The sequence below is a fragment of the Tsukamurella strandjordii genome (genome assembly GCF_039525985.1).
GTDB lineage: Bacteria > Actinomycetota > Actinomycetes > Mycobacteriales > Mycobacteriaceae > Tsukamurella > Tsukamurella strandjordii.
In genome coordinates this window covers 154741-179819 of the sequence record NZ_BAAAII010000012.1, presented here as the reverse complement: position 1 = coordinate 179819, position 25079 = coordinate 154741, and the positions used below count along the sequence as shown (strand labels likewise).

General features: G+C 66.0%; 28 protein-coding genes. 9 read left to right on the top strand and 19 right to left on the bottom strand.

Translation table 11 applies throughout. The annotated features are described in order from the left end of the window. Positions 1-3: 3 nt before the first annotated feature. Both ABD108_RS19875 and ABD108_RS19870 read right to left on the bottom strand, forming a co-directional pair. Positions 4-450 (bottom strand): hypothetical protein, encoded by a 447-nt coding sequence (locus ABD108_RS19875; protein WP_343931194.1) that lies wholly within the window; start codon positions 448-450, stop codon positions 4-6. Beyond that, on the bottom strand, positions 451-912 hold the full coding sequence (locus ABD108_RS19870) for a hypothetical protein (protein WP_343931193.1): 462 nt from the start codon (positions 910-912) through the stop codon (positions 451-453). It lies immediately after the preceding gene. Positions 913-1095: 183 nt separating this feature from the next. Between ABD108_RS19870 and ABD108_RS19865 the strand changes: the two genes are divergently transcribed. Both ABD108_RS19865 and ABD108_RS19860 read left to right on the top strand, forming a co-directional pair. Then, positions 1096-3054, top strand: a complete 1959-nt coding sequence (locus ABD108_RS19865) for a primary-amine oxidase (RefSeq protein ID WP_343931192.1) — start codon at positions 1096-1098, stop codon at positions 3052-3054. Next, positions 3051-3908, top strand: coding sequence for a universal stress protein (locus ABD108_RS19860; protein WP_343931191.1), 858 nt, complete (start codon positions 3051-3053; stop codon positions 3906-3908). The genes ABD108_RS19865 and ABD108_RS19860 overlap by 4 nt, the downstream gene beginning before the upstream one ends. Before the next feature lies 1 nt (position 3909). On the opposite strand, the gene ABD108_RS19855 is transcribed toward ABD108_RS19860, so the two are convergent. From ABD108_RS19855 to ABD108_RS19845, 3 genes are read right to left on the bottom strand one after another with little or no spacing between them, the layout of a single operon-like run. Then, positions 3910-4434, bottom strand: a complete 525-nt coding sequence (locus tag ABD108_RS19855) for a hypothetical protein (protein WP_343931190.1) — start codon at positions 4432-4434, stop codon at positions 3910-3912. A gap of 50 nt (positions 4435-4484) precedes the next feature. After that, on the bottom strand, positions 4485-4874 hold the full coding sequence (locus tag ABD108_RS19850; protein ID WP_220658341.1) for a hypothetical protein: 390 nt from the start codon (positions 4872-4874) through the stop codon (positions 4485-4487). Between the two features lie 4 nt (positions 4875-4878). Next, positions 4879-7338 carry an HAD-IC family P-type ATPase gene (locus ABD108_RS19845; protein ID WP_343931189.1) on the bottom strand — a complete coding sequence of 820 codons (2460 nt, stop codon included), beginning with the start codon at positions 7336-7338 and terminating at the stop codon, positions 4879-4881. A gap of 66 nt (positions 7339-7404) precedes the next feature. On the opposite strand from ABD108_RS19845, the gene ABD108_RS19840 reads away from it, so the two are divergent. The 6 genes from ABD108_RS19840 to ABD108_RS19815 all read left to right on the top strand — a co-directional run bounded on the left by ABD108_RS19840 (position 7405) and on the right by ABD108_RS19815 (position 11891). Next, a complete protein-coding gene (locus ABD108_RS19840) occupies positions 7405-7848 on the top strand; it encodes a hypothetical protein (protein WP_343931187.1) in 444 nt (147 codons plus the stop codon). 110 nt (positions 7849-7958) lie between these two features. Then, entirely contained in the window at positions 7959-8420 is a 462-nt protein-coding gene (locus tag ABD108_RS19835) for an SRPBCC family protein (RefSeq protein WP_343931186.1), read from the top strand. A 56-nt stretch (positions 8421-8476) separates the two neighbouring features. Then, positions 8477-8857, top strand: a complete 381-nt coding sequence (locus ABD108_RS19830) for a hypothetical protein (protein ID WP_343931185.1) — start codon at positions 8477-8479, stop codon at positions 8855-8857. Further along, complete coding sequence (locus ABD108_RS19825) at positions 8854-9432, top strand: DUF3558 family protein (protein ID WP_343931184.1); 579 nt, start codon at positions 8854-8856, stop codon at positions 9430-9432. The genes ABD108_RS19830 and ABD108_RS19825 overlap by 4 nt, the downstream gene beginning before the upstream one ends. A gap of 124 nt (positions 9433-9556) precedes the next feature. After that, positions 9557-10177: a DUF3558 family protein gene (locus ABD108_RS19820; RefSeq protein WP_343931183.1), complete on the top strand. Its 621-nt coding sequence runs from the start codon at positions 9557-9559 to the stop codon at positions 10175-10177. A 190-nt stretch (positions 10178-10367) separates the two neighbouring features. After that, the gene (locus ABD108_RS19815) at positions 10368-11891 is read left to right on the top strand and encodes an acyl-CoA synthetase (RefSeq protein ID WP_343931182.1); all 1524 of its coding nucleotides are present in this window, start codon (positions 10368-10370) and stop codon (positions 11889-11891) included. On the opposite strand, the gene ABD108_RS19810 is transcribed toward ABD108_RS19815, so the two are convergent. The 6 genes from ABD108_RS19810 to ABD108_RS19790 all read right to left on the bottom strand — a co-directional run bounded on the left by ABD108_RS19810 (position 11892) and on the right by ABD108_RS19790 (position 18281). After that, positions 11892-14525, bottom strand: coding sequence for an AAA family ATPase (locus ABD108_RS19810; protein ID WP_343931181.1), 2634 nt, complete (start codon positions 14523-14525; stop codon positions 11892-11894). It abuts the gene before it with no gap. Then, on the bottom strand, positions 14522-15661 hold the full coding sequence (locus ABD108_RS19805; RefSeq protein ID WP_343931180.1) for a metallophosphoesterase family protein: 1140 nt from the start codon (positions 15659-15661) through the stop codon (positions 14522-14524). Before ABD108_RS19805 ends, ABD108_RS19810 begins: the two co-directional genes overlap by 4 nt. Before the next feature lie 108 nt (positions 15662-15769). Beyond that, positions 15770-16516 (bottom strand): hypothetical protein, encoded by a 747-nt coding sequence (locus ABD108_RS19800; protein WP_343931179.1) that lies wholly within the window; start codon positions 16514-16516, stop codon positions 15770-15772. Between the two features lie 147 nt (positions 16517-16663). After that, positions 16664-17647, bottom strand: coding sequence for a tyrosine-type recombinase/integrase (locus tag ABD108_RS19795; protein ID WP_343931178.1), 984 nt, complete (start codon positions 17645-17647; stop codon positions 16664-16666). An 89-nt stretch (positions 17648-17736) separates the two neighbouring features. Beyond that, positions 17737-17916 (bottom strand): helix-turn-helix domain-containing protein, encoded by a 180-nt coding sequence (locus ABD108_RS22160; RefSeq protein WP_425579804.1) that lies wholly within the window; start codon positions 17914-17916, stop codon positions 17737-17739. Continuing rightward, positions 17913-18281, bottom strand: a complete 369-nt coding sequence (locus ABD108_RS19790; protein WP_343931177.1) for a hypothetical protein — start codon at positions 18279-18281, stop codon at positions 17913-17915. The genes ABD108_RS22160 and ABD108_RS19790 overlap by 4 nt, the downstream gene beginning before the upstream one ends. Before the next feature lie 94 nt (positions 18282-18375). Between ABD108_RS19790 and ABD108_RS19785 the strand changes: the two genes are divergently transcribed. Beyond that, entirely contained in the window at positions 18376-18834 is a 459-nt protein-coding gene (locus ABD108_RS19785) for a hypothetical protein (RefSeq protein ID WP_343931176.1), read from the top strand. A 181-nt stretch (positions 18835-19015) separates the two neighbouring features. Here ABD108_RS19785 and ABD108_RS19780 read toward each other — a convergent pair whose 3' ends face one another. From ABD108_RS19780 to ABD108_RS19745, 8 genes are all read right to left on the bottom strand, one after another. Then, a complete protein-coding gene (locus tag ABD108_RS19780) occupies positions 19016-19840 on the bottom strand; it encodes a hypothetical protein (protein WP_343931175.1) in 825 nt (274 codons plus the stop codon). A 222-nt stretch (positions 19841-20062) separates the two neighbouring features. Beyond that, entirely contained in the window at positions 20063-20341 is a 279-nt protein-coding gene (locus tag ABD108_RS19775) for a hypothetical protein (protein WP_343931174.1), read from the bottom strand. 100 nt (positions 20342-20441) lie between these two features. After that, the gene (locus ABD108_RS19770; RefSeq protein WP_343931173.1) at positions 20442-21305 is read right to left on the bottom strand and encodes a hypothetical protein; all 864 of its coding nucleotides are present in this window, start codon (positions 21303-21305) and stop codon (positions 20442-20444) included. Between the two features lie 23 nt (positions 21306-21328). After that, a complete protein-coding gene (locus ABD108_RS19765; protein ID WP_343931172.1) occupies positions 21329-21520 on the bottom strand; it encodes a helix-turn-helix transcriptional regulator in 192 nt (63 codons plus the stop codon). After that, complete coding sequence (locus ABD108_RS19760) at positions 21517-22881, bottom strand: FtsK/SpoIIIE domain-containing protein (protein WP_343931171.1); 1365 nt, start codon at positions 22879-22881, stop codon at positions 21517-21519. The genes ABD108_RS19765 and ABD108_RS19760 overlap by 4 nt, the downstream gene beginning before the upstream one ends. Beyond that, positions 22878-23312, bottom strand: coding sequence for a hypothetical protein (locus ABD108_RS19755; protein ID WP_343931170.1), 435 nt, complete (start codon positions 23310-23312; stop codon positions 22878-22880). Before ABD108_RS19755 ends, ABD108_RS19760 begins: the two co-directional genes overlap by 4 nt. Before the next feature lie 23 nt (positions 23313-23335). Beyond that, positions 23336-23785: a hypothetical protein gene (locus tag ABD108_RS19750; RefSeq protein ID WP_343931169.1), complete on the bottom strand. Its 450-nt coding sequence runs from the start codon at positions 23783-23785 to the stop codon at positions 23336-23338. Between the two features lie 101 nt (positions 23786-23886). After that, positions 23887-25068 (bottom strand): rep family protein, encoded by a 1182-nt coding sequence (locus ABD108_RS19745; RefSeq protein ID WP_343931168.1) that lies wholly within the window; start codon positions 25066-25068, stop codon positions 23887-23889. Positions 25069-25079: the final 11 nt, after the last annotated feature.

Sequence of the window (25079 nt, the reverse complement as noted above, 5' to 3'; positions counted from 1 at the left end):
CCGTCACCGGAATCGCGGACTCGCTATCACGGCCAGCACAGCGAGCACGAGCCATTGGAACCCGGTCAAGCCCCACCAGAGGACCACGGTCAGTTCGGGCATGCAGTTCTCGTCCTGGCAGATGGAATCGCCGAACAGATACTGGTGAGCGATCAACCCGCAGTATGCCGCGGACAGCACGAGCGCAGTGGCCGCGATGAAGTTCACGCCGAGCGATGTTGCGCCACGCCAACGCTGGGCGATCACCGCTGCGCCCGCAAGAGCGAGTAAAACAGTCGCGACCGCCGCCGCGATTCCATTCAGGCGATCCCATTCACGGTGCGGAAGTTCTGAGTCCATGGCGAGGATGCACCAGAAGGACACGCTCAGCAGCGGACCGCACACCACGAGAAGGAGAGGGACCGATCGTGCCAGCCAGGCCGGTGGATCGGCCTCGTGAGCCGCGCGCATCTACGCCACTCGGTCCGCGACCACGTGAGAGACAAGCACGTACAGCTCAGCGATCACCGCAACGACGAACAGCAGGATCTCGCCGATCATGAATCCGGCGTAGCTCGCATAGCCGATACTCATGTCGTGCAGCCACACGTCCGGCGCGAGGACCGCAGCGTGCACGAGAAGGGCTCCGCCGCAGCCGATCAGCGCGACCCGTGCCGCCGAGCTCAGCGCCCGCGCACCGCCCGCCGCGACGAGCCCGATGAGGGCCACGACGACGGCGACCACGATGAAGCGGATCGCCTGCCCTGCCATATCGTCCGGCACGGTCACGGGCCCACTTTGCGCCTTCATGTACACCGCGTTGAGCTTGTCGCGGACCTGCCATAGCAACACGAACGCGACGATCGGCGACACCACCGCCGCGCCCGCCACCGTCGACGCCGGAAGCCACGTCCGCCCCTCCGAGGTACCCATACGACAGACACTAGCTGCAATTCGCCATAGCGAATGGATCGACTGCGTTTTGCGCTCCGATTCGGAGCGACGACCATAGGATCAATGGACGCACCGGCGCGTGCTTCACGGTGTGGCACGGAGCACTGTGGAGATGATCGATCCACGCGCGCGCACGACCCGACCAGAGAGGCTCCCGCCCCGATGAGCGATTTCCAGCATCCCCTCGACCCGCTGACCGCCGATGAATTCCGGGCGGTCACGAGGCTGCTCGCGGACGCGCACGACGTGGACGAGAACTGGCGGTACGCGTCGATCGAGATGATCGAGCCGAGCAAGCCCGAGATCGCCGCCTTCGACGCCGACGGTGCGCCGTGCGAGCGCGCAGCCCAGGCCGTCCTGTACGACCGGAGCTCGAACCGCACGTTCCGGGCCCGGATCTCTCTGACCGACGGTGCCGTCACCTCCTTCGAGCACGTCCCGGACGTACAGCCGAACGTCACCGTCGACGAGTGGGTCGAAGCCGACGAGGCCCTCCGTGCACACCCTGACGTGATCGCCGCGCTCGCCGACCGCGGCATCACCGACCTGGACCTGGTGTTCATGGACACCTGGACGTACGGCGAGGTGCTCATCCCCGAGAAGTACAAGGGCCGCCGCATCGGCTGGTCGGACACCTGGGTGCGGGCGGCCGAGGGCGCGAATCCGTACGCCGGGCCGGTGAACGGCCTCCACTGCGTCATCGACCTCGCCACCATGGAACTGCTCGAGATCGAGGACACGTTCCGCGTGGACCGCCCGAAGATCATGGGCGAGTACGTGCCGCGCATGGTGCCCAAGGAGATCCGTGACGCCGATACTCGCGGCCCGCTCAAGCCGCTGGAGATCACGCAGCCCGAGGGGCCGTCGTTCACCCTCGAGGGCAACAAGCTCTCGTGGCAGAACTGGTCACTGCGTGTGGGTTTCAACTATCGCGAGGGCATGACGCTGCACGCCGTCACGTACAACGACAACGGCACCGAACGCAAGATCGCCCACCGGCTCTCGTTCGCCGAGATGATGGTGCCGTACCGCGACCACTGCGACGATCACTACCGCCGCACCGCCTTCGACATCGGCGAGTGGGGTCTCGGCTTCATGACCACCTCACTCGCGCTGGGCTGCGACTGCCTGGGCGAGATCAGGTACCTGGATGCGACCCTGCACAACAGCAAGGGTGAGCCCTACCGCATCGAGAACGCGGTCTGCATCCACGAGGAGGACAACGCGGTCCTGTGGAAGCACGTGGATCACCATGCGGGGTCGGAGGTCCGGCGCATGCGCCGCCTCACGGTCTCCTTCCACGTGACCGTCGCGAACTACGAGTACCTCACCTACTGGCGGTTCTACCAGGACGGCAGCATCGAGTGCGAGGTCCGCGCCACCGGCATCATGGTGGTCAGTCACATCGCCGAGGGCGCCGCGCACCCGCACGGCACGCTCGTCGATCAGCGCACCTACGCGCCGTTCCACCAGCACTTCCTCACGGCCCGTATGGATCTGGATATCGATGGCGAGCAGAACACCGTCTACCGCTCCGATACCGAGCCGGTTCCCGTGGGCCCCGACAATCCGTACGGATTGTCGCTGCAGCAGGTGAACACGCCGCTGCGCACGGAATCCGAGGGCAAACAGAACCCGAACTACGCCACGCAGCGATCGTGGAAGGTCGCCAACGACAACGTCACAACGGGTATCGGCCTCTCCCCCGCCTACAAGCTCGCACCCAGTGGCGCCTTCCCCCCGATGTTCCCCGACGATTCGCCCATCCTCGGCCGTTGCGAGGCGATCAAGCACACGCTGTGGGTGACCCCGAACGCCGCCGACGAACGCTGGCCGGCGGGTGAATTCGTCAACCAGGGCGGCTCCGGCATGGGTCTTCCGGCGTGGACCGCCGCCGACCGGAACATCGAGAACACCGACGTGGTGCTCTGGTACACCTTCGGCATCCACCACATCACCCGGCCCGAGGACTGGCCGATCATGCCCTCCGACACGGTGAGTTTTTGGCTCAAGCCCTTCGGCTTCTTCGACCGCAACCCTTCGCTCGACGTGGCACCCTCGCCCGCGAAATGCTGCACTGAGCAGGACGATTCCTCCACGGACGGAGGCTGTTGCTCGTGATCGTCTACGTGGCCTACCTCGCCACCGACGGCGGCCGCGATGCCGTCATGCTCGGTGCGCAGCTCGCCCGCACCTTCGATGCGGAGCTCGCGATCGGCATGATCGTTCCTCCCGATGGCAACGCAGCGATCGCTCCCGGGGATTTCGACGATGTGCTCACCGCCCAGGCCGACGAGTGGTTGGCCGAGGCGCGGGATCTGGTGACCGACGACATCCCGGTGTCCATGCACATCGGGATCTACGACTCGATCGCGGAGGGCATCATCGCCGAAGCCGCGCGAGTGGGCGCGACCCTGATCGTGGCGGGCGGCTCCGGTGGAGGCCTGCTGGGTCCGTACTCCCTGGGCTCGGTGGTCAACGACCTGATTCACTCGGCACCGCTGCCGGTGGCCCTCGCGCCGCGGGGATTCCGCAATCAGGGTGTCCGCACCGTCCGCGAGATCACCTGCGCGTTGGGCACGCGGTCCGGTGCCGATGCCGTGCTGGCCACCGCCATCCGCGGGAGCCAGCGCGCCGGCGTGCCCCTGCGCCTGGTCTCGCTCATCGCGCTCGATCTCATGCCCGCCAAGCGCAGTGACGACCCGAACGCCGTCTACGCCGCGGAGAAGCACGCCGAACGCCTGCTCGACGAGGCCCGCGGCAAATTGCCCGCCGTCGTCGAAGTGCGTTCGGCCGTGGTCACCGGCCCCAGCGTGGAGGACGCCGTGCGGCGACTCGACTGGCAGCCCGGCGACGTGGTCCTGGTCGGATCCAGCAGGCTCGCGGCACCGCGCAGGCTGTTCCTCGGCACGACGGCCGCGAAGATGCTGCGCGTGGTGGCGGTCCCGATGATCGTGGTTCCGCGCGAACTCTGAGTCAGCGACGGCCCGCGTGGTCGAGCGCGGTGGCGATCCGATCCGCGACGAACGCCGCACGTAGGGGCGTGGTGACGAAATGGTGATCGCCGCAGGTGAAACTCCATTTGGCGTAGTTCACACCCCGGTTCCGCCACCCGTTGCGCTCGTGCTCCAGTAGTGCGGCGACCACCGCGGGAGCCGACTCCTGCAAGCCGTCGCCGGCCGTGCGCCGCAGCTCGACGGCGCCGTCCACTACAGCGACGTCCACGTCACCCATCTCCTGATACTCACGGTCGGAGACCTGTCGCGCCTCGTCCAACAGGGTGCGGCGTTGCTCATCGGTACCGCCGATGCAGAGGTCGCCCACCACCAGGTCGGTGCCGCCGTCGTCGAGCGCAGCGAGCTCCGCCTCGTCGAGCAGAACCACCCGACTGTCGGTGACGAAGGCGATCGCCAGGGGCGACGCCAGTGATTCCCAGACCGCGCGAACGCGAACATCGCTCGGTTCGACCACGGTCTCCGATCCCTCAGCTTCCGTGTCCATACCTGGACCCTACGCCTCGCACCTCACCCGCGAGCCCCCGAAAGAGCCCGTCAGGTCGGACCGAACGACCAATCGCCGACCAGGAGGAACCACCAGAACCACGGCACCCCCGCGCCGAAGGCGAAGATCGGCACGGCCAAGAACCGCACCCGCCGGATGCACCCGACGTACAACGCCGCCGCACACGCCGCCACCGTAGCCGTGATTGCCACCGCCACCGCGGTGCTCGCCTCGACCTCGCCCGTCGTGTCCAACAGAAGCAGACCGAGCACGAGCGCAATGAGCGGAAGAATCGCCAGCGTCGCCAATGTGATTGCGATCCAACCCGCGGCTTCCCGGGCCACTGCACCCGCGAGCTCGGCCGGTGACACGAATACGAGCCAGGCCGCAGCCGCTCCCAGAGCGCACGCGAGCGGAGCTCCGGGGAAGATGAGTTCCACCTGGTTATCGCTTTCTGCGGGAAACCCCGTGGAAGACCTTGGGCGCGAGGCGGCGGAACACCTCCACCATCACGATCGCGGCGGCGCCGAAAGCGAACCCGGTGCCCACCATCTGCGGATCGCTGATGTCCAGGAAGAACTTCTGCTGCGCCCAGGGGATGGAGAACAGCACCACGTAGAACGCTACGGACACCCCGACCAGCAGGATCTTCCACCAGTTGTACGGCCGCGCCACCAGGGCCAGCACCCACAGCGAGCCGACGAGCAGCGTGATGAGCGCCGCGGTCGAAGCCTGGATCTGCTGGGTCGTGAGCGCAGCCGCCTTGCCGCCGACGGCGGCACCCGATCCGCCGGGGTTCACCACCACCCAGCACAGGAAAGTGGCCAGGCCCACGGCCGTGCCCGACGGTGCGGCCAGGCGCAGCACACGGCCCACGAAGCCGGTCTTAGCCCGCTCGTTGTTCGGCGCCAGCGACATGACGAAGGCCGGGATACCGATGGTGAACCAGGCCGCGATCGTCACGTGAATGGGCTGGAACGGGTACGAGATCGGGGTGAAGCCGAACAGCTTGGCGCCGATGCCCGCGAGGCCCACGAGCCACGCCAGCAGCACCGCGTACACCGTCTTGGTGAGGAACAGGTTCGCGACGCGCTCGATGTTGCCGATCACCCGGCGGCCCTCGCCCACCACGTACGGCAACGTGGCGAACTTGTTGTCCAGCAGCACGATCTGGGCCACCGAGCGCGCGGCGGAGCTGCCCGAGCCCATCGCGACACCGATATCGGCGTCCTTGAGGGCGAGCACGTCGTTGACTCCGTCGCCGGTCATGGCCACGGTGTCGCCACGGGACTGGAGCGCCTTGACCATGGCCCGCTTCTGATCGGGGCGCACGCGCCCGAAGGTCACGTTGTCGGTGACGACGGTGCCCAGCTCGTCGTTCTCGGCGGGCAGCTTCCGGGCGTCCACGGAGGAATCCGGCGAGCCGAGTCCGAGCGAATGCGCGACGGCGCCTACGGATACCGCGTTGTCGCCGGAGATCACCTTCACCGCGACGCCCTGCGAGTCGAAGTAGTCGAGGGTGCCGCGGGCGTCCGGGCGCACCCGCTGCTCCAGCGCGATCAGCGCGCGGGGCACCAGGTTTCCGGGTGCGGCCAGGTCGCCGGTGTCGGTGTCGACGGGTACGTCGGTGGTGGCCACGAGCAGCACCCGCAGCCCCGTCGAACCGAGCTCGGTGGCGCGCCGCGCACCGTCGGACTCGGGATCGAGGAGCACGTCGGCGGCCCCGAGGATCCAGTTGCCGCGCGGGGAATCGCCCTCGGCGAGGGAGATTCCGGACCACTTCTTGGCGGAGCTGAACGGAGCGATCGCGGTGGCCCGCCATCCGGGCGAATCCGGGTAGGCCTCGGCGATGGCCTGGACGCTGGCGTTGGGTCGCGGGTCGAGCGCGGCGATGGCAGCCAGTGCCTGCTCGATGTCGCTGCGGTCCCCGTCGAGCACGTCCACTTCGGACAGTCGCATGCCGTTCTCGGTGAGGGTGCCGGTCTTATCGGCGCACACCACGTTCACACGCGCGAGGCCCTCGATCGCGGGGAGTTCCTGCACCAGGCACTTGCGCTGGCCCAGGCGCACCACGCCGACGGCGAAGGCGATCGAGGTCATGAGCACGAGCCCCTCGGGGATCATCGGCACGAGGGCCGCGACCATGCCGAGGATCGCCTGGTCGAGGCTCTGCCGCGAGATCACCAGCTGGTTCACCACGGTGAGCACGCCTGCAGGGACCAGCAGCCAGGTGATCACCTGGAGGATGCGGTCGATGCCCGAGCGCAGCTCCGAATCGACAAGGGTGAACTTGCTGGCCTCGTCGGCAAGCTGGGCCGCGTAGGCATCGGCGCCGACCTTGGTGGCGCGGTACGTGCCGGACCCGGACACCACGAAGCTGCCGGAGAAGATCTCGTCACCCGGCTGCTTGTCGACGGGGTCGGCCTCGCCGGTGAGGAGGGACTCGTCGATCTCCAGGGCCTCGGAGGCGATGGTCTCGCCGTCGACCACGATCTGATCGCCCGGCCCCACCTCGATCACGTCGTCGAGCACCACGTCGGATTGAGCGATCTCCACGGACTGTCCGTCGCGCCGCACCACCGGCCGGGCCTGCCCGACGATGGCGAGCGAATCGAGCGTCTTCTTCGCGCGCAGCTCCTGGATGATGCCGATCGCCGAGTTGAACACGATGAGCAGGCCGAACAGCCCGTTGATCAGCGAGCCGGTGAACAGCACGAGGACGAACAGCACACCCAGCATCGCGTTGATCCGGGTGAAGACGTTCGCGCGGATGATGTCCCACGTGCTGCGGCCCGAGCGGTTCGGCAGCTTGTTGACCTTGCCCTCGCGCACCCGCTCCTGCACCTGCGCCGTCGTGAGACCGGCGGCGGGGTGGTCGGCGGCGGTATCGGGTACTGCTGTCATGCCAGCGAGTCTAATGACGACCGAGGTATGCCCGGTGGTGCGATGCACCACGATAGATTCATCGCCGTGAACAAAGTCCGGGTCGTGCGCGCCGTCGGTGATGCCGGCTGGTGGGCCTACGTGGTGGCGATGATGCTGGTCTTCCAGCAGATGGGATCGGGATGGACGGCGTACGTCCCGTTGACCGATGCGAAGCGGTACTCGAATGGCGTACCCTCCGCCTTCGGCTACTTCGAGCAGCTCAATACGGTCTCGACGCTCGGTGCCATCGGCCTCGGGTCGGCGGTCACGACGTCGATCGTGACCGCACTCTGGCTGCCGACCTGGCGGGCGCGGGCCATCGCCGTCGCCGCTCCGCTGCTCGGCGCCCTCATCGTCTGGCTCGCCTCGAAGCCCCTCGCCGAGCTCGACGTCCTCGCGGCGTTCTTCGGGTTCCTCGCGGGCATCGCGGTCCGCGAGGCCGGCACCCGATGGTCGCTGCGTTCGTTGCCGACGGGAACGCAGGAGTGAGCCGCGCCCTGTCGGCGGCCTCGCTGTGGGTCTGGCCGGGACTGGCGGTAGTTCTGGTCTTCGTCGCGTTGGCCGCGCTCCGGCTGCGATAGCCCCGTACGCTACCTCGCATGGGAGCTTTCACCGTCGAACGGTCCACCGTGATCGACGCACCCGCCGACGTGATCTTCGGCCTGATCGACAATTTCCACGAGTGGCGGCATTGGTCGCCGTGGGAGGGGCTCGACCCCGATCTGAAGCGTGATTACAGCGGCCCCGCGGATGGGGTCGGCGCCACGTACGCGTGGAGCGGCAACCGCAAGGCCGGCGCGGGCCGGATGACCATCACCGGCGCGGTACTGAACGACTCCGTGGACATCGATCTCGACTTCGAGAAGCCGATGGCTGCGAACAACCACGTGCGGTTCGACATCCGTCCCGACGGTGGTGTCTTCCGAGTCACCTGGACCATGACCGGCGTGACCACCGGCTTCTTCGCCCTGGTGGGCAAGATCGTGCCCATGGACCGGTTCGCGGGCCGCGATTTCGAGCGCGGCCTCGCCGCGCTGAAGGCCCGCGCCGAGAACACCTAGGGAACCGATCGCCCCGCTCGTGCGTCCAATGGGAAAGCACGCGCATAGGAGGTCCCATGCCGCCCACCCCCGAGCCTGAGAAGATCCGCGAAGAAGCGATGAAACGCATCGCCGACCGTCCCGTCATGGTTCGCGACGGTGACGCGATCGAGGAGTTGGCCCGGGCGCACGAGCGCCATGCCGAGAGACTTGACGCGATCATTGAGGAACTCTTCCGCATTGGAAACGTCAATCACCTTGGCGACACAGTGGAAGGGCACTCGGCGACAAGCAATATCCGAGCAGCAGTGCGTGACGATCCAAACTCCGTCGCCGAGACGATCAAGAGGCAAGCCGCGAAGGCCCGTCACATTGCCGCCTCCCTACGGGAGATCGACCGTCGGACTTCAACCACCGAGGAGACAAGCCGAGACGCACTGAGCACGTTGGGCCAATGAGGAAAGCAACGACTGCCCTCCTCGCGTTTGCAACCGGTCTTTTCTCCACTGGCTGCGCAACCGGCACCGGGGGTACGGCCGTGCCAGCCATAGACATATCGTCATCCCTCCCGTTCACGCCGACAATCTCCGAGCGCGTCAACGGCAGAAATGACGGATCCACATTCGAGCCCTGCATCTCCTACTCCGCACGCGAACTCAGCACACTCGATATCGATCCTGGATCGATCAAGGATGCAGGATTTTCAGACTCTCCGAACTTTCGCGGATGCGCGTGGACATCCCCAGATCGCCAAACGCGCTTCCACCAAATCCTCGGCGACGAAGTGTCGCTCGCGAACTACAAGCGGAAGCAATCGCAACTACCGTGGCAGCCGGACCGCATCGCGTCAGGTCGCGAGATCGCTGTCGCGCCGGATTCACCGGATGCCTGTGTTGCAGCGTTCATGTCGCAAGATGCGATCGTGGTTACCGGGGTCATCGTCTCGACCGCTAAGAAGCCGTCGCCCGGACTACAGGAAGAGTGCGACAAGGCATTCGCGTTCGCGAGCCTCGCGGCATCGAAGGCTCCGTAGCGCTTCAGCGTTATGCGGGATCTGCATAACCAACTGGAGACAGCACCCGAGGCGGTCGACCGCCAGACGGCGCCCCTCGGCCGGAGATCGATCCCACATACCCAAGCCGCCCAGAGGAGACTCCATGCCCGCAGGCCCTCAGATCGGAGAACGAACTCTCGATTGCGCGCCCCAACCTATGAAGCCGGTGCGGTTCTGCATCGTCCTCGCGGCTGCTGCGACCGCAGCGTGCGCGGTCGCCGGGGACCCGATACCGGCGATCGATGTTTCGACGTCGCTACCCGTGGTTCCGACGATCTCTGAACGAGTCAATGGCCGAAACGACGGGACGACGTTCGAACCGTGTACGGCCTATCGAGCCGAGGAATTGATCCCCTTGGGAATCGCACCGTCTTCGATCTCCGACGCCGCGTTCTCGGACTCCCCCAACTATCGTGGCTGCGGATGGGACTCGCCAGATCGGACTCTGAAATTCAGCCAAGTGGTCGGCGACGAAAAAACTCTCGACAACTACAAGAAGAAGCACTCAAACCGGTCGTGGCAACCCGACCGCTCGGTAAATGGACGGACGATCGCGGTCGCTCCTGATTCGAACGACGGATGCATCGCTGTCTTCATGTCCTCGGAGGCGATCGTCGGAACCGTCGTAGGCGTCACGTCCGCACGACCGCCATCGCCCGGACTACAGGAAGAGTGCGACAAGGCATTCGCGTTCGCGAGCCTCGCGGCATCGAAGGCACCGTAGCGCTTCAGCGTTATGCAGGATCTGCATAACGCCCGCGAGGCAACACCCACTCCTCCTCGCCGTCACTCTGCCGACTCCCTCGCCGCCAGCACCACAACACCGCGCCTGAGAATCTGGCAAAACGGCCACCGCAGCGGCGTTCCCGGTCGAAGATCGATCCCACATCGCCACGCCGCCTCGAGGAGAGTCCATGCCCGCACGCCCGCAGATCGATCTCGGCTCCTGGATCGCTCGCCGCGCCGCCGTCAGCGCCGATCGTCCGGCCATCACCTACGGCGAGAGCACGTGGACCTACGCGGAGTTCGCCGAGCGGATCGATCGGCTCGCGGCCGAGCTCGTCGCGGGCGGGATCGCGGCGGGCGACCGCGTGGGCTACGTGGGCTTCAACCACCCCGACTTCCTCACCAGCATGTTCGCCGCGTCCCGCGCGGGTGCGGTCTTCGTGCCGTTGAACTTCCGCCTCACCTCCGCCGAGCTCGAATACATCCTCACCGACGCCGGCGTGCACACCCTGATCGCGGACGCCGATCGCGCCGCCGTCGTCGAACCCGTGCGGGCATCGTCGGGCCTGCGCCGCGCGATCGCCCTCGACCCTGTCGACGGATGGGAACATCTCGATACCCTGCTCGCCGGACGCGACCCAATCACGGACCCGCAGCACCCCGGGGAAGACGATCTCGCGCTCATCATGTACACCTCCGGGACCACCGGCCGCCCCAAGGGCGCCATGCTGACGCACGGAAACATGTTCTGGAACAACATGAACGCGCTCCTCAGCCTCGATACGATATCCACCGACATCAGTCTCGTTGCCGCGCCCCTGTTCCACATCGGCGGCCTCAACGTGACCACCCTGATCACCCTGCAGAAGGGCGGCCAGCTGGTGATCCTGCCCGCCTTCGATCCGACCGCCGCGCTCCACCTCATCGAGAAGCACCGCGTGACAACCATGTTCGGCGTCCCCGCGATGTTCCTGTTCATGAGCCAGGTGCCCGCCTTCGACACCACCGACCTCTCCACCGTCCGGCAATTCACCTGCGGTGGCGCGCCCGTCCCCGAACCCCTGATCGCGCTCTACAACGGCCGCAACATCCCGTTCTGCCAGGGCTACGGCCTCACCGAGACCGCCCCGCTCGCACTGGTCATGGACGTCTACGACACCGCCCGCAAGATCGGCGCCGCAGGCCACCACATCCTGCCGCTCTCCGAGGTCGCGCTGCTCGGGCCCGACGGTGCGCCGGTCCCCGACGGTGAGCGCGGCGAGGTCTGCGTGCGCGGCCCGCAGGTGACCACGGGCTACTGGAAGAACCCCGCCGCCACCAGCGCATCGATCGACGCCGAGGGCTGGTTCCACACCGGCGACGTGGGCGAGCAGGATGACGACGGCTACGTGACCGTGGTCGACCGGGTCAAGGACATGGTGATCTCCGGCGGCGAGAACGTGTACCCGGCGGAAGTGGAATCGGTTCTGTACAACCACCCCGCGGTGGCCGAGGTCGCGATCATCGGTGTTCCGCACGAGAAGTGGGGCGAGGCGGTCACGGCGATCGTGGCGCTCAAACCCGACGCCACCCTCACCCTGGACGAGGTCCGGGACTTCGCGAAGGGCTCGCTCGCTCCGTACAAGCTGCCCCTGGCACTGCACATCGTGGATGCCCTCCCCCGCAACCCCGCAGGCAAGGTGCTCAAGTTCAAGCTGCGCGAACAGGTGTAGTTAGCCGAGCGCGACCTCGGTGACGCCCTCGCGGCCGCGGAGCGCGTCGAACCTGCCCGGCACGCAACTGAACACGATCACCTGCGCGGACCGGCCCGCCGTCACCAGCGCGTCGGCCATCGCCCCGAGCCGGGTGGGATCGCTGTGCCCGAGGGCATCGTCGAAGATCACCGGCGCACCGTCGGCACCGTCCACCAGCCGCGCGCACGCGAGCCTGCTGAGCACCCCCAACTGCTCCTGCGCGCCGCCCGACAGGGATTCGAAGGGCACCGTGACACCGTCGACGGTGCGCGAGGCGATGGTCAGATCGTCGCCGACCGTGATCGTGAGGGGATCGCCGAAAACGGTGCGCCCCAGTTCTTCGAGCGCGTGCTGGTACGGCGCCTGGACGCGGGCGCGCCGGGCGTCGCGGTGCGCGGTCAGCGTGTCGTGCAGCAGCGCCGCGGCGCGGGCGCGCTCCTCCACCGAGGTCAGCGCCCGCTCGGCGTGCACGAGTTCGGCCTCGGCAGCGTCGAGCCGGTCACGGCGGCCGTCGGCCTGGAAGAGGCTCAGCTGCGCGGCGAGCCCGGCGAGGTGTTCGCGTGCCTCGGCCTCGGCGGCTCGCGCCCGGTCGGCGGCGCTCCGCGCCGATGCCAGCCGGCCGGCGAACCCCGCGACATCGGCCTCCTGTGCGGCGCGCTCGTGCTCCGCGAGTGCCGCGGCGGCAGCCGCCCTGGCCTCGGCGGCGGCATCGGCTGCGGTACCCAGCGCCTCGTCGTCGGCGTCGCGCCGCACGCGCTCCAGCTCCGCACTGAACTCGGAGGCCGCACTGTCGAAGTGCTGCAACCGATCCGCGGCGACCTGCGCATCGGTGGCTGCCCGGTGCAACTCCTGCTGCTTCTGCCCGAGCTGTTCGCGGGTCTGCTTCTCCTCGCCCCGCGACGCCACCTCGGCCTGGGTCGCCTCCATGAGGTTCCGCTTCGCGATCTCCGCATCGGCCGCGAGCAGCTCGGGATCGACCGCGGCCTCCAGCTCCACGATCCGCGCCGCCGACTCGTCGGCCATCTCCCGCAACTCGCTCAGGCTGGACTCGCCCAGAGCGTGCGCCAGGGCGATCCGGGCCTCCTGGAGCTCGACCTCGATCGACTCGCGCTGATCATGCAGCTCCCGCGCCTGCGCAGCGTCTGCGGCACCGGCCTCGCGGCACGCGGCGAGCACTGCCGCGTGAGCGGCCTTGACCTCGGCGGCCGCATCCGCGCTCTCGCCGCGCTGCACCACCTCGATCCGCACTGCACCCGGTACCTCGATGGCGGTGCCGTTGCCTGCCACCACTTCCACGGGCTCCTCGCCGATCAGCCTGCCGTCCACCAGCACATCGGTGAAGCCGAGGCGTTCCAGCCGCAGCGTGGCCGCCAGCGCGGAGAACCTGGCCTGCGCCCGCTCCAGCCGTTGTTCGGAAGCGGTGATGGCCTGCAGCGCGCGGCGATCCATCGGGTTGCCCGCCAGCCGGTTCCGCGCGTCCTCGACATCCTTGCCGAGCAGCTCGGCCTGCTCGATACGGCTGCGGAGCCGTTGATAGCCGGCGGCCTCGCGGGCGTAATCGACCGCGTACTGGGCCTGCGCCTTGCGCTCGCGGCGATCCGCGGCGACCGCCGTCAGCTCGTGCACCGTGGTCTCCAGCCACGCCGCCTCGGCCGCGAGCACCTCGCGGTCGGCGAGGGCCTTATCGCGGAGCACGCGAACCTGCGCGGCCCGTTCGGTGGCCTGAGCCTGCTGCGCGATCAGGCGGCGGCGACGGTTCGCTGCATCCCCGGCATGCTGTTCCCGCAGCGTGGCCGATTCCAGCACCGCGCGGGCGTGCGATACCTGCGACTGCAACCGGGTGACGCGGTCCTGGTCGGCCGCAAGCGCGTCCAACGCGGCGACCGCCGCCACCCGGCGGTCGACGATCGACGCCAATCGACCGGAGGCGGCCGCGTGCTGATCGACCACCAGGTCGACCTCCCGCAGTGCCGCCTCGGCCTGCTCGAACGCGCTGCGGGCCGCCGCATCCCGGCTCCGCGCGGCCGCCAACTCACCCGTGGGCCGCCCGGTGGGAGTGAAGTACCGAGCCCGCTCGGCGGCGACGGACTCGGCCAGGCGCTCCGCCCCCGGTTCATCATCTCCCGCGCCGCCCGACGCCGAATCGAGCGCCTTCGCGAAGGCGGCGCTGTCGCGCAGCGAGGGCTGCCCGGGACCGGGGCCCTGCAAGACGGTGAGCGCCGCGAGCAGATCGGCATCGACGTGGGTGCGCATCTGCTCGGCCACCCACGCCTCGGCGGTGCCGCCGGTGAGCTGCTGCGGGGTGGGTTCGAGCACGGTGAGCGTGGTGCCGGGGCGACGGTGGTACTGCTTGGCGTACACGAAGCGGTACGGCCCCACCGTGAGTTCGGCCTCGACATAGGGGCCGGCGTCACGATGCGCCGGACACACCGCCTCGACCCGTTGCGACTTCGAGGTGGCCTTCACATCGAGCAGCAGCTGCAGCGCCTCCACCATCGAGGATTTGCCGGCCTCGTTCGGGCCGTGCAGCAGAGTGACGCCGGTGTCCGCGAACGCGATCTCGCGCTCTTGCACACCGCGGAAGTCCTTGACCGCCAGGCGATGCAGCCTCACGCGACCACATCCTGCCGGGTGAGGCGGTACAGCAAAGCCAGTGCACCGGATGCGTCGGCGGCGCTCTCGCCCCCGCTGCGCGCGATACCCAGGAGCTCCTCCGCCGCCGCGGCGGCGGGCCCGGACAGTTCGAGCGATTCCAGCTCGTCCTCGCCGGGCAGCACCGCCAGGTCGGTCTTGCGCTCCCACAGTTCCACCGCGGCGAATCGCGCGCGCAGCGCCTCCAACTCGGCGTCGAGCTCCGCCTTCGCCACCAGCCCCACGGTGCCGGTGAAGCCGACCTTGACCACCGTGCGGTCCTTATCGGGCAACGCCGACAACGCCGCGACGGCGGCGGTCACATCGCGCTCCGCGGACAGCGGGAACTCCCGGGAGGCGAACCGCCAACTGCCCACCCGCACCGGCTCGACAACGGTGGCGCCGCCGTCCTCGGGGACGTCGACCAGCAGCACCGACCCCGAATCCCGCTCCTTGTGGTCGAAGTTGGTGACCTCCGGCGCGCCGCTGTAGAAGACTCCGGGCCGCACCTGCGTGACCGAATGCCGATCGCCCAGCGCCACGTAGCGCAGTTCACCGCGGTCGAGCCGGGCCCCGAGCTCGGCCACGTCGATCAACCGCTGGTCCTGGGCGCCCACGGGCAGCGTGCCACCGTGCCCGACGGCGATCCGGATCACACCGGCCTCCGGCGCGGATGCCGCGACGACCGCCTCCGTGAGCGGATCGCCCGCCGGATGCTTGGAGAACCACGGCGCGGCGAGCAGCTCCACACCGGGCCGCACAGTGTGTATCCCCGCGGAGTCGAGCACCACCACGTTCTCGGGGCGATGCCGGGCGAAGACCTCCGAGGTGTAGATCGAGGCGGCGTCGAGCGGATCGTGATTGCCGGGCAGCAGGTACACCGGCACGCCGATGGTGGCCATCCGGTCGAGGCTGCGGGCGATCACCGCGGGCGCCAGGCGGTTGTCCTCGAAGACATCGCCGCAGACCACCACGAACTCGGCCGACCGCTCCGTGGCCAGGGCTCCGAGCCGGGAGATGGCGTCCAATCGGGCGTCGGTGAAGCGGGCCTGCGCGTCCGCATCGAGGAAGTGCCTGGTCATGCCCAGCTGCCAGTCCGCCGTGTGCACGAAGCGCATGTCCACCCCCTCGTCATCTCACTCGATCGCGTCGCCTCAAGGATAGTGACCCGCACCGACAAGTTCCGCGATCGCCACGGCCCGGCGCCGGAGCCTCACCGGGCACCGTCAGCGCGGATCGCGCAACCGGTCGTACAGCTCGGCGAGCTCGTCCTGCGCTTCGGCCACATCGGCGGGCTTCGTCCCCGTGCGGCGCAGCGCGGCGCGCAACAGGGCCGGGTCCAAGAGGGTCATCGCGTCGACGGGGCTCGGCTCGGGCAGGGGCGGGAGGTCCATGCCGTCGCCGTAGAAGGCCGCCGCGCCCGCGTCCCATTCCTCCTCGGCCGACGGTGCCGCCACCGGCGCCGGACGGGCCGCCCCCGCCGGTTCGCGTCCCGATGCCGCGACCCGCGCGAGCAGGCCGGCGAGCGGGACACCGGCGAAGTCGAGGAGAAGGCTGGGATCGAGGTCGGCTGCCGCGCAGAACTCGTAGGTCAGCGCGAGCGCGTGCACACAGGCACCGCTCTCGTCGGGGCACGCGCAGCTGACCTCCACATCGGAGGCCGTCTCCGGCAACACCAGATCTCCCAGGGTCCGGCCGAGATCGCCCCGGGTCACCCCGAGCAGTTCGCCGGTGGCGCCCTGCGCCACCAGCAGCGACACCACCGCCGCCGGATCACCCGGGATCCGCGACAACCCCACGCCGAACGGATCGAGCTGGCTGCCCTGCACCGTCGCGGTGATCGAGGCCGGCACCACGGCCAGCGAGAACACCTGATGCTCTTGATAGAGCCGCCGCGCGTACTGCACCTTGCGGCGCTCGGTGACCTCCTCGCGCTGCGCGATCAACCGCCGCGTGAACCAGGTGCCGCCCATCGGCCTCGCCGTATCCCGCGCGCGCCGCGCCATCAGAGCGCCGCCGCATCGTCGCGCAGGGCGATCAGCTCGTACAGCTCGTCGCGACGCTGAAGCCAGGGATCGCGAATCCAATTCGCCCGCATCGCATTCCCTCCGTCGTGAACGTCATCCGAGACGCTCCTCTGTACGACTGATGTACGAATCCCACCGAGTCACCCCGTCGGCGGCGTCCGAACCTGCTGCCCGAGCGTACGCGGAGGTCTGCTGGAGAGTCGCGTGTCCGGCCCAGTCACGCACGACGTGAAGATCCACACCTGCCCGAATCCAGCCGACGATGGCCGTGGAGCGCAAGTTGTAGAAGTCCCAGCCCGGAGACAGAATCCGCCAGCCATGACGGTTGATGAAGTTGGAATGCAGCACTGGGCCGTAACCCTGTGACGACAGCAGGAATCCGTCGAGATCCGCCGCGGATCGCTGCATGCGTTCACCAAGGCCGGCCAGGAGATCTGCAGAGAGCGGCACGTATCGTTCTCGCCTGTTCTTCGTTCGGTCGAACTCTCCCTTTCGACCTCCGTTGACCGCTGCCCGATGGACCCGAACCCGACGACCTTCGAGGTCGCAGTCCATCGGACGCACAGCCGCGAGCTCGGACGGGCGAAGACCGGTCCTAGCGGCGAAGTGGACGTAGAACCTGAAGTCGTCATCGGCGATCGAAGTCAGCAGCGAAGCCAACTGTTGATCCGAGAGGGCAGGAGCGGTCCGCGCTTGAGTCTTGGGGCCCTTGACTACCTTGACGGGGTCGCTGTCCACGATGCCGAGGTCGATCGCGTGAGCGAAGATCCGCGACAGTGCTACGCGCGCAGTGTTCACCGTGTCAGGAGCCGAGGTGGTCAGCCAGATTTTGTGCACCCGCTTCACCTCGATAACGCCGATGTCACGGATCTTGGTCTCGCCGAGGAACGGCAACACATGGGTGCGTACTGACGACCAGAACGTCACCTTCGATGCAGGCCCCAAACCTAGTTCGACCGATGCTCGGTCCCGCTCCACCAAACGTCGGACCGTGATACGACTATCCGACGCCGAGGTGGCGCGACGCGCGGACTGCTCCAATTCCCACCGTCTCGCCGCCTTGAAGTCGCTGAACACCTTCGTGGCCTCCCTCTTACGCCCAGTGGCGGGATCCACGCCGAGGTAGCGCCGACCCCGCCACTTGTCGTTGGGGAGTTTCGAGGGACTCACGCCGCCGCCTTCGCGAAGGCATGAACCGACTCCCGCGTGAATCGAACGGATCCGCCGACCCTGACCGCGCGAAGCTGACCTGTGTCAGCCAGCCGGTACACGGTCGACCGCGAGAGCGACAGCATCACTGCGACGTCCGCCGATGTGAGCCAGATCGGCTCAACACCCGCCGTCACGCGACACCCCCAATATCGGCGTGACCACACCACACGAACAGAGGCGGCGCGTCTGCGGCGAACAGCTGAGCCACCCGTTCAACGGGAGACGCGATCTCGTCCGGATCCTCGGTCTCCCGCAACCACTGATCGACGTCACCTCCCCTGTAGGCGAGGTCGTCGAGCATCGCGCCCGCGATCTGCGCGACCGGTACCGGAGTTCCACTCGTCAGGTATGACGCGATCCGCGCCCCTCTTGTGGTGATGCGCCAGTCACACGACGCCAACAGGGCGAGCCCGAGCATGACCGCCCGCACCTCGTGAAGCTCCGAACCCTGCAGCTCTCGCGGACGTGAGACCGACTCGTTGCCAACTGGTTCCATCATGTTTCTCCTTAGCCTTGGGATATTACGTTGCGTATATTACCAGTCACTTTCATAGGATGTAAACAGCGTGACCCGTAACGCCTAGACTCGAAGCATGGAGCTCGTCCCCTTGACCGACGTCGCCGAACGCCTCGAGATGTCGTACGCCAACGTCAGAAAGCTGACCGACGCGCACGTTTTACCCTCGGTAGCGGCCAGCAACCGCACCTACGTCCTGGAGTCAGACGTGCGGACGGCCGAGCAGCGGCCGATAGCGAAGATCACCCGGCCAACCCTGCAGGCGAGGCTGCGTCCGACCACCGACTGGACAGACACGAACCAGGTGAACACCTGGGAGGCGAAGCACCCGGACGATCTCGCCGGCGGCTTCATCGCCCTCACCATTTCAGGATTCGTCGTGCGAGTTCTGCACATACTCGGCCCCTACACGACAGATCGCCGATACAGAACATTCGAGACCGACGAAAATATCGGTGACGACGGTATGCAACTCCTCGAAAGTAGATTCGCGACAATCAAGGGCCCGGTGACGACGATCTGGCATCCCGAGTAGCCGTGCTGCTATTCTTACGTCGCGTTCTAATTAGCCTTGGAGCCGCAAAAGTAGAACCCCGATGAGATGAATCTCGTCGGGGTTCTCTTTTATCGTGGTCTAGCGTAGCTGGGTGGCGCCGTAATGGGCCCTCATTGCGATTCTGAGAGCTTGCACGGGCAAGTAGCGAGCGAGAGAGTCGCTACCAGACTTGGAACGTCGTATTGGTCGCTCCGAAGCCATGTCTGGTCTTGTCGTTGACGCAGACCACGGCCTCACCAGTGTTGCCGCAGGTGAAGTTCAGGGGCGGATCTGTCTGCTTGGCGATATTGAAGGTGGCCTTCGTTCCTGCTTGTAGCTCATTGCCGGATGAGGGAGACAACTGGAAGCTCTGGGGCTTGCCCTCGATATTCCCCCCTTGGGTATCCTTTTCGTTGGGGTGACTCACCCACCCAAGAGAACTCGGACCCAGATTGTATTTGTCCGACTGTGCATGGACGGGGTTCTCCACAGATTCAAGCGACTGCCGAGACCATCCCATAGACGTGCACAACAGCAAACCTTGCGCAGGAGCGCCTTCCGGTTTGCCGAACTTGAAGAACGGGGAGACCTCGCAGACAATAGATGATGGGTATGAAAGCCGGAATCTCCAGCCGTACATCGGCGAGGCATTGACGTAGGTAAAGTCGTTCGCCTCCACCGGCCGCAGCCCATCGAGAAGTGACGCGTCAAGCTTGGTCGGCTTGGAAGCACTCGCTGTGGTCGGCGCGACCGCCGGTGCACCGTCCCCACTGTTGTGCTGCTGACCGGTGGTCGAGGAATCAGAACTGGAGCAGGCTGCGACGGAGGCGATCACGACGACGGCGAGCACGATGACGGCTGCAGCCACCATCAGCAGGTTACGAGTCTGGTTCGGGCCGGAGAACGGGCCAGGTCTGGTGTAGCCGCCTCCAGGCGGCGGGAAGTTTGGCGGACCGGCGGGCCCTTGCTGGTTGTGCTCCCCGTTCGGCTGCATGTCGCCCTCCATCGATAGACAGTCGAGGGGAACATACCAACAGGAACCGACAGATACCGTACGGACTGGCAAAGACCGTCGGAGACGGCGCTGTCGACCTACCGCAGCCTGCTGTCGCCGCTGGAGCTCTGGCGAGCCTGGTAGGCCGAGGGGCCCGCCCCCGCACCGTGATTCCGACGGTCAAGCGTGGCTCGGGCGGGCTGGTAAGCCCGACCCCAAACCAAAGAGGGTTGACTACTCGAAGAGGTGGGTCTTCAACCAGTCGGATCCCTTCTGATTGAACCCGTTCCACGCCGCTGAATTGTTCGACACATCGATGACCAGAAGTTCGTCTCCACTGTCAATAAGAGGGGCCAGGGCGTCACGAACAGTCTTGGCGGTGGAGTCGGTCTTGACGATCCAGAGACTATCCAGGTGATGCCACCATGTGCCGTAGGTCTTGATCTTCTCGATCAAGGTCTTGTAGTCCTGGCCGGGAGAGTTGAGGTCGTAGGCGATCAGCACTGTCGACATTGCAAGTCCTTCTGCTAGAACGGAAGTGAGTGATTCTCTTGCGCGACAGTAGCGCCTCACGACGACGCTCGGAGCGTACTGAACTCGGACAAACTTGATGTCAGACAGTGAAGAGCGGTGACGCCCGCCAGTTCCAGGGGGACACGATGATCCAACGGGGATCTGACGTTCCGGTGATGGCCCATTCTGTGATCCGGGCGGCGTACTGGTCCGCGTCCGGGGCGATGTCAGGCAGGTAGGCGAGGTATTCCTCACCGTGGCGAGTAAGCAGGAACACCGCTTCTCCGGCGAGCGTGCGGCCATAGCGAATCGGCACGGCGGGATGCCAACCGCGTTCTGGGTCGGTGTGGAACTGGTCCACCACTGCTGAACTGACCTGTCGGAGCGTGGCGCCGGCGGCAGGCGGTGAAGCTGTCGCCCACAGCAGAAACAGCGTGTCCTCATCCAACACAGACGTCGTGAAGTACCGGGTGGAGTTGGCCTCCAGCAATCGAAGGAACGTGCTGGGAACCTGGACGGAGTCCTCCGCCCACCAGTGCAGCGTCGGCATCGGGTTCCGGTTGTACCGCTCCGCGTCGATCACCTGGTCCAGGCACAACGCGACGGCACGCATCATCTGCGGGACAGAGACCGGGTACCGGGCGGTGATGGTGGACAGCACCTGTTCCAGCGGAGCTGTCGCCGAAGGAACCGGTGTTCCCGGGTTGATCCGAGGAATTCCACGCACGACGATCTCCTGCCAGCCTCCGCCGTTCCGCCTGCCGTCGGTGCGGTGGATCATCGGCAGCGTGCCAGGTGCTGCGTTGGCGACCTGCTCACCCATCTGCACGACGTCCAGCAGATGTTCCAGATGTACGGACCAGCTCCCGGTGCGGACGGCCTCATCCCGGGACCAGGCCAGCAGGGTGGACAGGATCACCGGCGCCGGGATCTGGTCACCGTGGGCGTCGACCAGCATCGACACTGACCGGGAGTACGGGAACTGAGTCACTGCCGGCCTCCCTGGAAGTCGGTCCGCTCCCTGGCGAGTTGGTCCACCTGTTCAGCGGTGAGAAACAGACGGCCCGACACGGCGTACTGGGCGGGGACTCGTTCCAGACTGATCCAGCGGTACAGCGTGGTGGGCGCGACTCCGATCATCGCGGCGGCGTCGGGCACGGTGTACTTTTTCGGCGTCATCGGATGTCCGCCAGAACTCCGGCGCGAGCCAGTGCGATGTCCTCACCAGATGCAACCTCAGTGAGGTAGCGGTCGTACTCCCGAGCGCCGATGTAAACTCCCTTGAACTTCTGGGTCTTCTCGCCGGGAATGTCCACGATTCCCACGCCGTTCTTGTACTGCTTCACCGCTGTCAGCCATGAGGAATCCAGACCGTCGTGCAGCATCGTGATGGCTTCGGAGTTGCCCACGCGGAGCGTGACTCTGATGGCGAAGTTGCCTCGGGAATCGGTGTCTATCACCTGGGACGATGCCCGCTGCGTCAGCAGCATCACACGGATACCGGACTTGGCGCCCTCGGCGACCAGACGAGCCAGAGCAGCGGCGATCCGTGGTGCGACCTTATCGGACTTCCGCCCCTCCCTGGTGTCTTCTGCCACCGCAGACCGCATGATGCCGGCGAATTCTTCCAGCACCATCACCCGAAGCGGCATCATCGGAGACACTTCTGCCACCTTGTCGAAGCCAGCTCGACTGAGCTCTCGGTTTCGCCGATCCATCTCTCTCACTTCGGCTTCCAGCATCTCAGCGGCGAGGGACATGTCCCGGCTTCCAATCACCCAGTTTCTCGGATCCCAAGGCTTGGCCAGGATCTGGCTGGGATCGATACCTCTGACCGTGACGTCCACCATCGATGCCATCTGCGCCAGGACCGAGTACATCAGCACTGACTTGCCAGAGCGGGTCTCACCCTGCAGGATGAAGTGCCCCGCCGACTCCAGCAGATGCCAGGAGATAGTCTCCAGATTCTTATTCCGCCCCAACACAATAGCGGTGTCATTGGCGGAGTACGGCTTCCCTTCAGGGAGCGGGAATGCTTCAAGTAGTCCGTCCAGCTTGGACAGATGAACGTGGTACCGGCGCCGGGAAGTACGAAACGTGCCTGCCTTCTGTTCCACCAGTCCAGCGGAGTACCCGAATCCCCGGGCGACGCGGTCTTCCACGGCGAAGAAGTCGTCCGGTTCGATGGACAGCCCTGAGACGCAGAATGACACACCTCGGGACGTGCGCCACGCCCAGAGAAGATCGGGCACTCCGGTCCACGCCGCGACGGTTCCGGTGTCTCGGGCAACAGCTTCCCAGCGGAGCCAGATGGTCAGCATTGGATCCAGGTATGTGCCGACGACGAAGAGCAGGAACGCGCCGATAAGAGCAGGTGCTACAGAAGGTAGATCGGCTCCGGTGAGCTGCCAGTAGGTGATCACCAGTACTGCGCCGACCGCTGCGATGACCTCGAGGATGTAGGTCCTCACGGTCCGCTCCAGCACACCCTCTTCCTGAGCTGGCTCAGTGACGACGATCTGCTGGTTCCTGCGGCTCATCGTGCACCCGCCGGGCAGTTCAACTGCTGCATCGGGACGGAGTCAGCGGTGACATCATTGGGTTCGGAGCAGACCAGCCAGGAGCTGTTCACCTGCACCAGCGTGCGTTGGGATCGAGCGGGGATCACCGGGAGTGCCTGGTTCATCAGCAGCTCCAGCTTGGATCCGGAGTCGGAGAAACAGGCCTGGGTCCGACTGGCCGTGCCAGCGGTGACTGTCCAGGTCCGCTGGTTGGAGCCGTACTGATCACCGTGACAAAGCTGCAGCCCGTCCAGACGACCTGAGCTGACCTGGACCGCCGGCTCAGCCGGGGTGGACTTGTCCGAGTTGGATCCGCCGCAGCGAGACAGTGCGAACAGAGCCAGAACAACGACCACCCCGGCGACAATGAGCAACTTCGGTGAGACGCGCTTACCGATCGGGAGAACCATGCTTCACTCCTGAACTCGGCGGATCAGGCAGTCGGCTTGGTGTCAGGCTTGGCCGAAGGCCGTGCAACCGACTGTGCCAGTCCGACAGCCTGTGCCTTGAAGGTGAAGTTCTCCCGGAACTGCCCGACCCGTAGATTCTGGAACCTGACTTCCCGGTCCTCCAGTTCCTCGGCGTTGCCGGGGTAGGGAACCTTGATGCCGTAGGTGTCCGAGTAGGTGACCCCCTGATCCTTGTACTTCATCAGCACGTCCAGCTTCCACAGAGGGATCTCTCGCCCGTCGACGGTTTCCGTCTTCTGCTTCCAGACCAGCTGGCCGTACTGGTCCACCCGCTGCTCTCCGCTGTTGTCGATCACCGGAGTCTTGACAGCTCCGTCATCCGTGTACTCGACCTCATCGACCCGCGCCACACCTGTGACGAGGATCTTGATGTCGTCGGTGTCGACCTTGAAGGTATTGATCCGAGTAGCCACTGCATTTCTCCTATTCTGCGAAACCTTTTCGCTTCGAACTTTAGAATAGCAAAGAATTAGAGGAATTAACATAGCTCCGAGCCGTCTCTACGGCCATTGAATCACGAAGAATTAGCCAATAGTTCCTCCCTGGAGAAGATCGGAACACCTAGCCGGTATTCAAAATCTTCCAGGGCTTCATCTTCAGCAGAACTGTCGATCAATTCCAGGATCTCCAACATCTCCAGGACGGCAGTTCTTCGATGACGGAGCAGTGCGCTCCAGATCTCAGAGGGGATGTATCCGAGGACTCTCTCGTCCGGCCGGGGTTCCTGCTGATCCAGCTCATCACCTGTCTGTTCTGCGATCTCCTGATCTGGCCGAATCTCCGAACCAAGGATCGACCAGATGCCACCAAACCGAGAGTGCACCAGCTGGCGCTTTCCGTGGGACACCTGTTCCCACTCGTGCCACAGCTTCAGATCTCCGGGCTCCGCCTCATTGTGAACCAGTCCGTGCAGAATCTCCATCGGCGTCCGGCCATGCTTACCGTTCTTCCGCATCCCACCGGTGATCTCATCTTCGACTCCCCAGGCGTGTGCACCCTTGCCGACATAATGGGCCAGAGTGTCGATTCGCTCCTCGGAGACAGTTCTGAATCTCTGCCCCTCTTTGGATGCCTGCATACCCTGCTTGGCTAACCCGTCGATCCACAGTTTCCGAATGGCAGAAAAATTCCGCCCGAATTCCCACGCGTCCGGGACGAAGAACAGGAGATGCAGATGAGGATGCCAGCCGTGATCACCGTGGGTGGCCTCCGTCGCCTTGATGTAGCCATCGACCAGACCATCTGACGTGTAGCCACCCTCACCATCCGGGGACAACTCGCCTCGCATGTTCTTGAAGCGACGTGAGTTCACCACGTGCCGATACGCCTCCGTGACACCGTCCCAGAGATCGACCAGACGATCCGAAGCCTTGTGCGCAGCAGTGAGAGTCACGAACACCACGTCGCCACCCGTCAGCGCACGATACGCCCGAATCATCATCGCCAGCTCATCCCCGCGCGCCCGAGCAACCACGTACGAGCAGCGATAGCAGGACCACACCGAGCCACAGCTATGCAGATTCCCGAACCGAGCCTTCCTCTTGCCCGAGACATCCTCCGCCACGGAGAGCGAAACCCCGTCCTTGTGAGTGCAGACCACGCCGCACTTCCTGACTCGCTCGATGGTCGAATGCAACCTCTGGAAGTTCCGCGCCCTCCAGATGTCCTGACGAGCCGTGTCCGAGATGGGAATCATCGTGACCACCC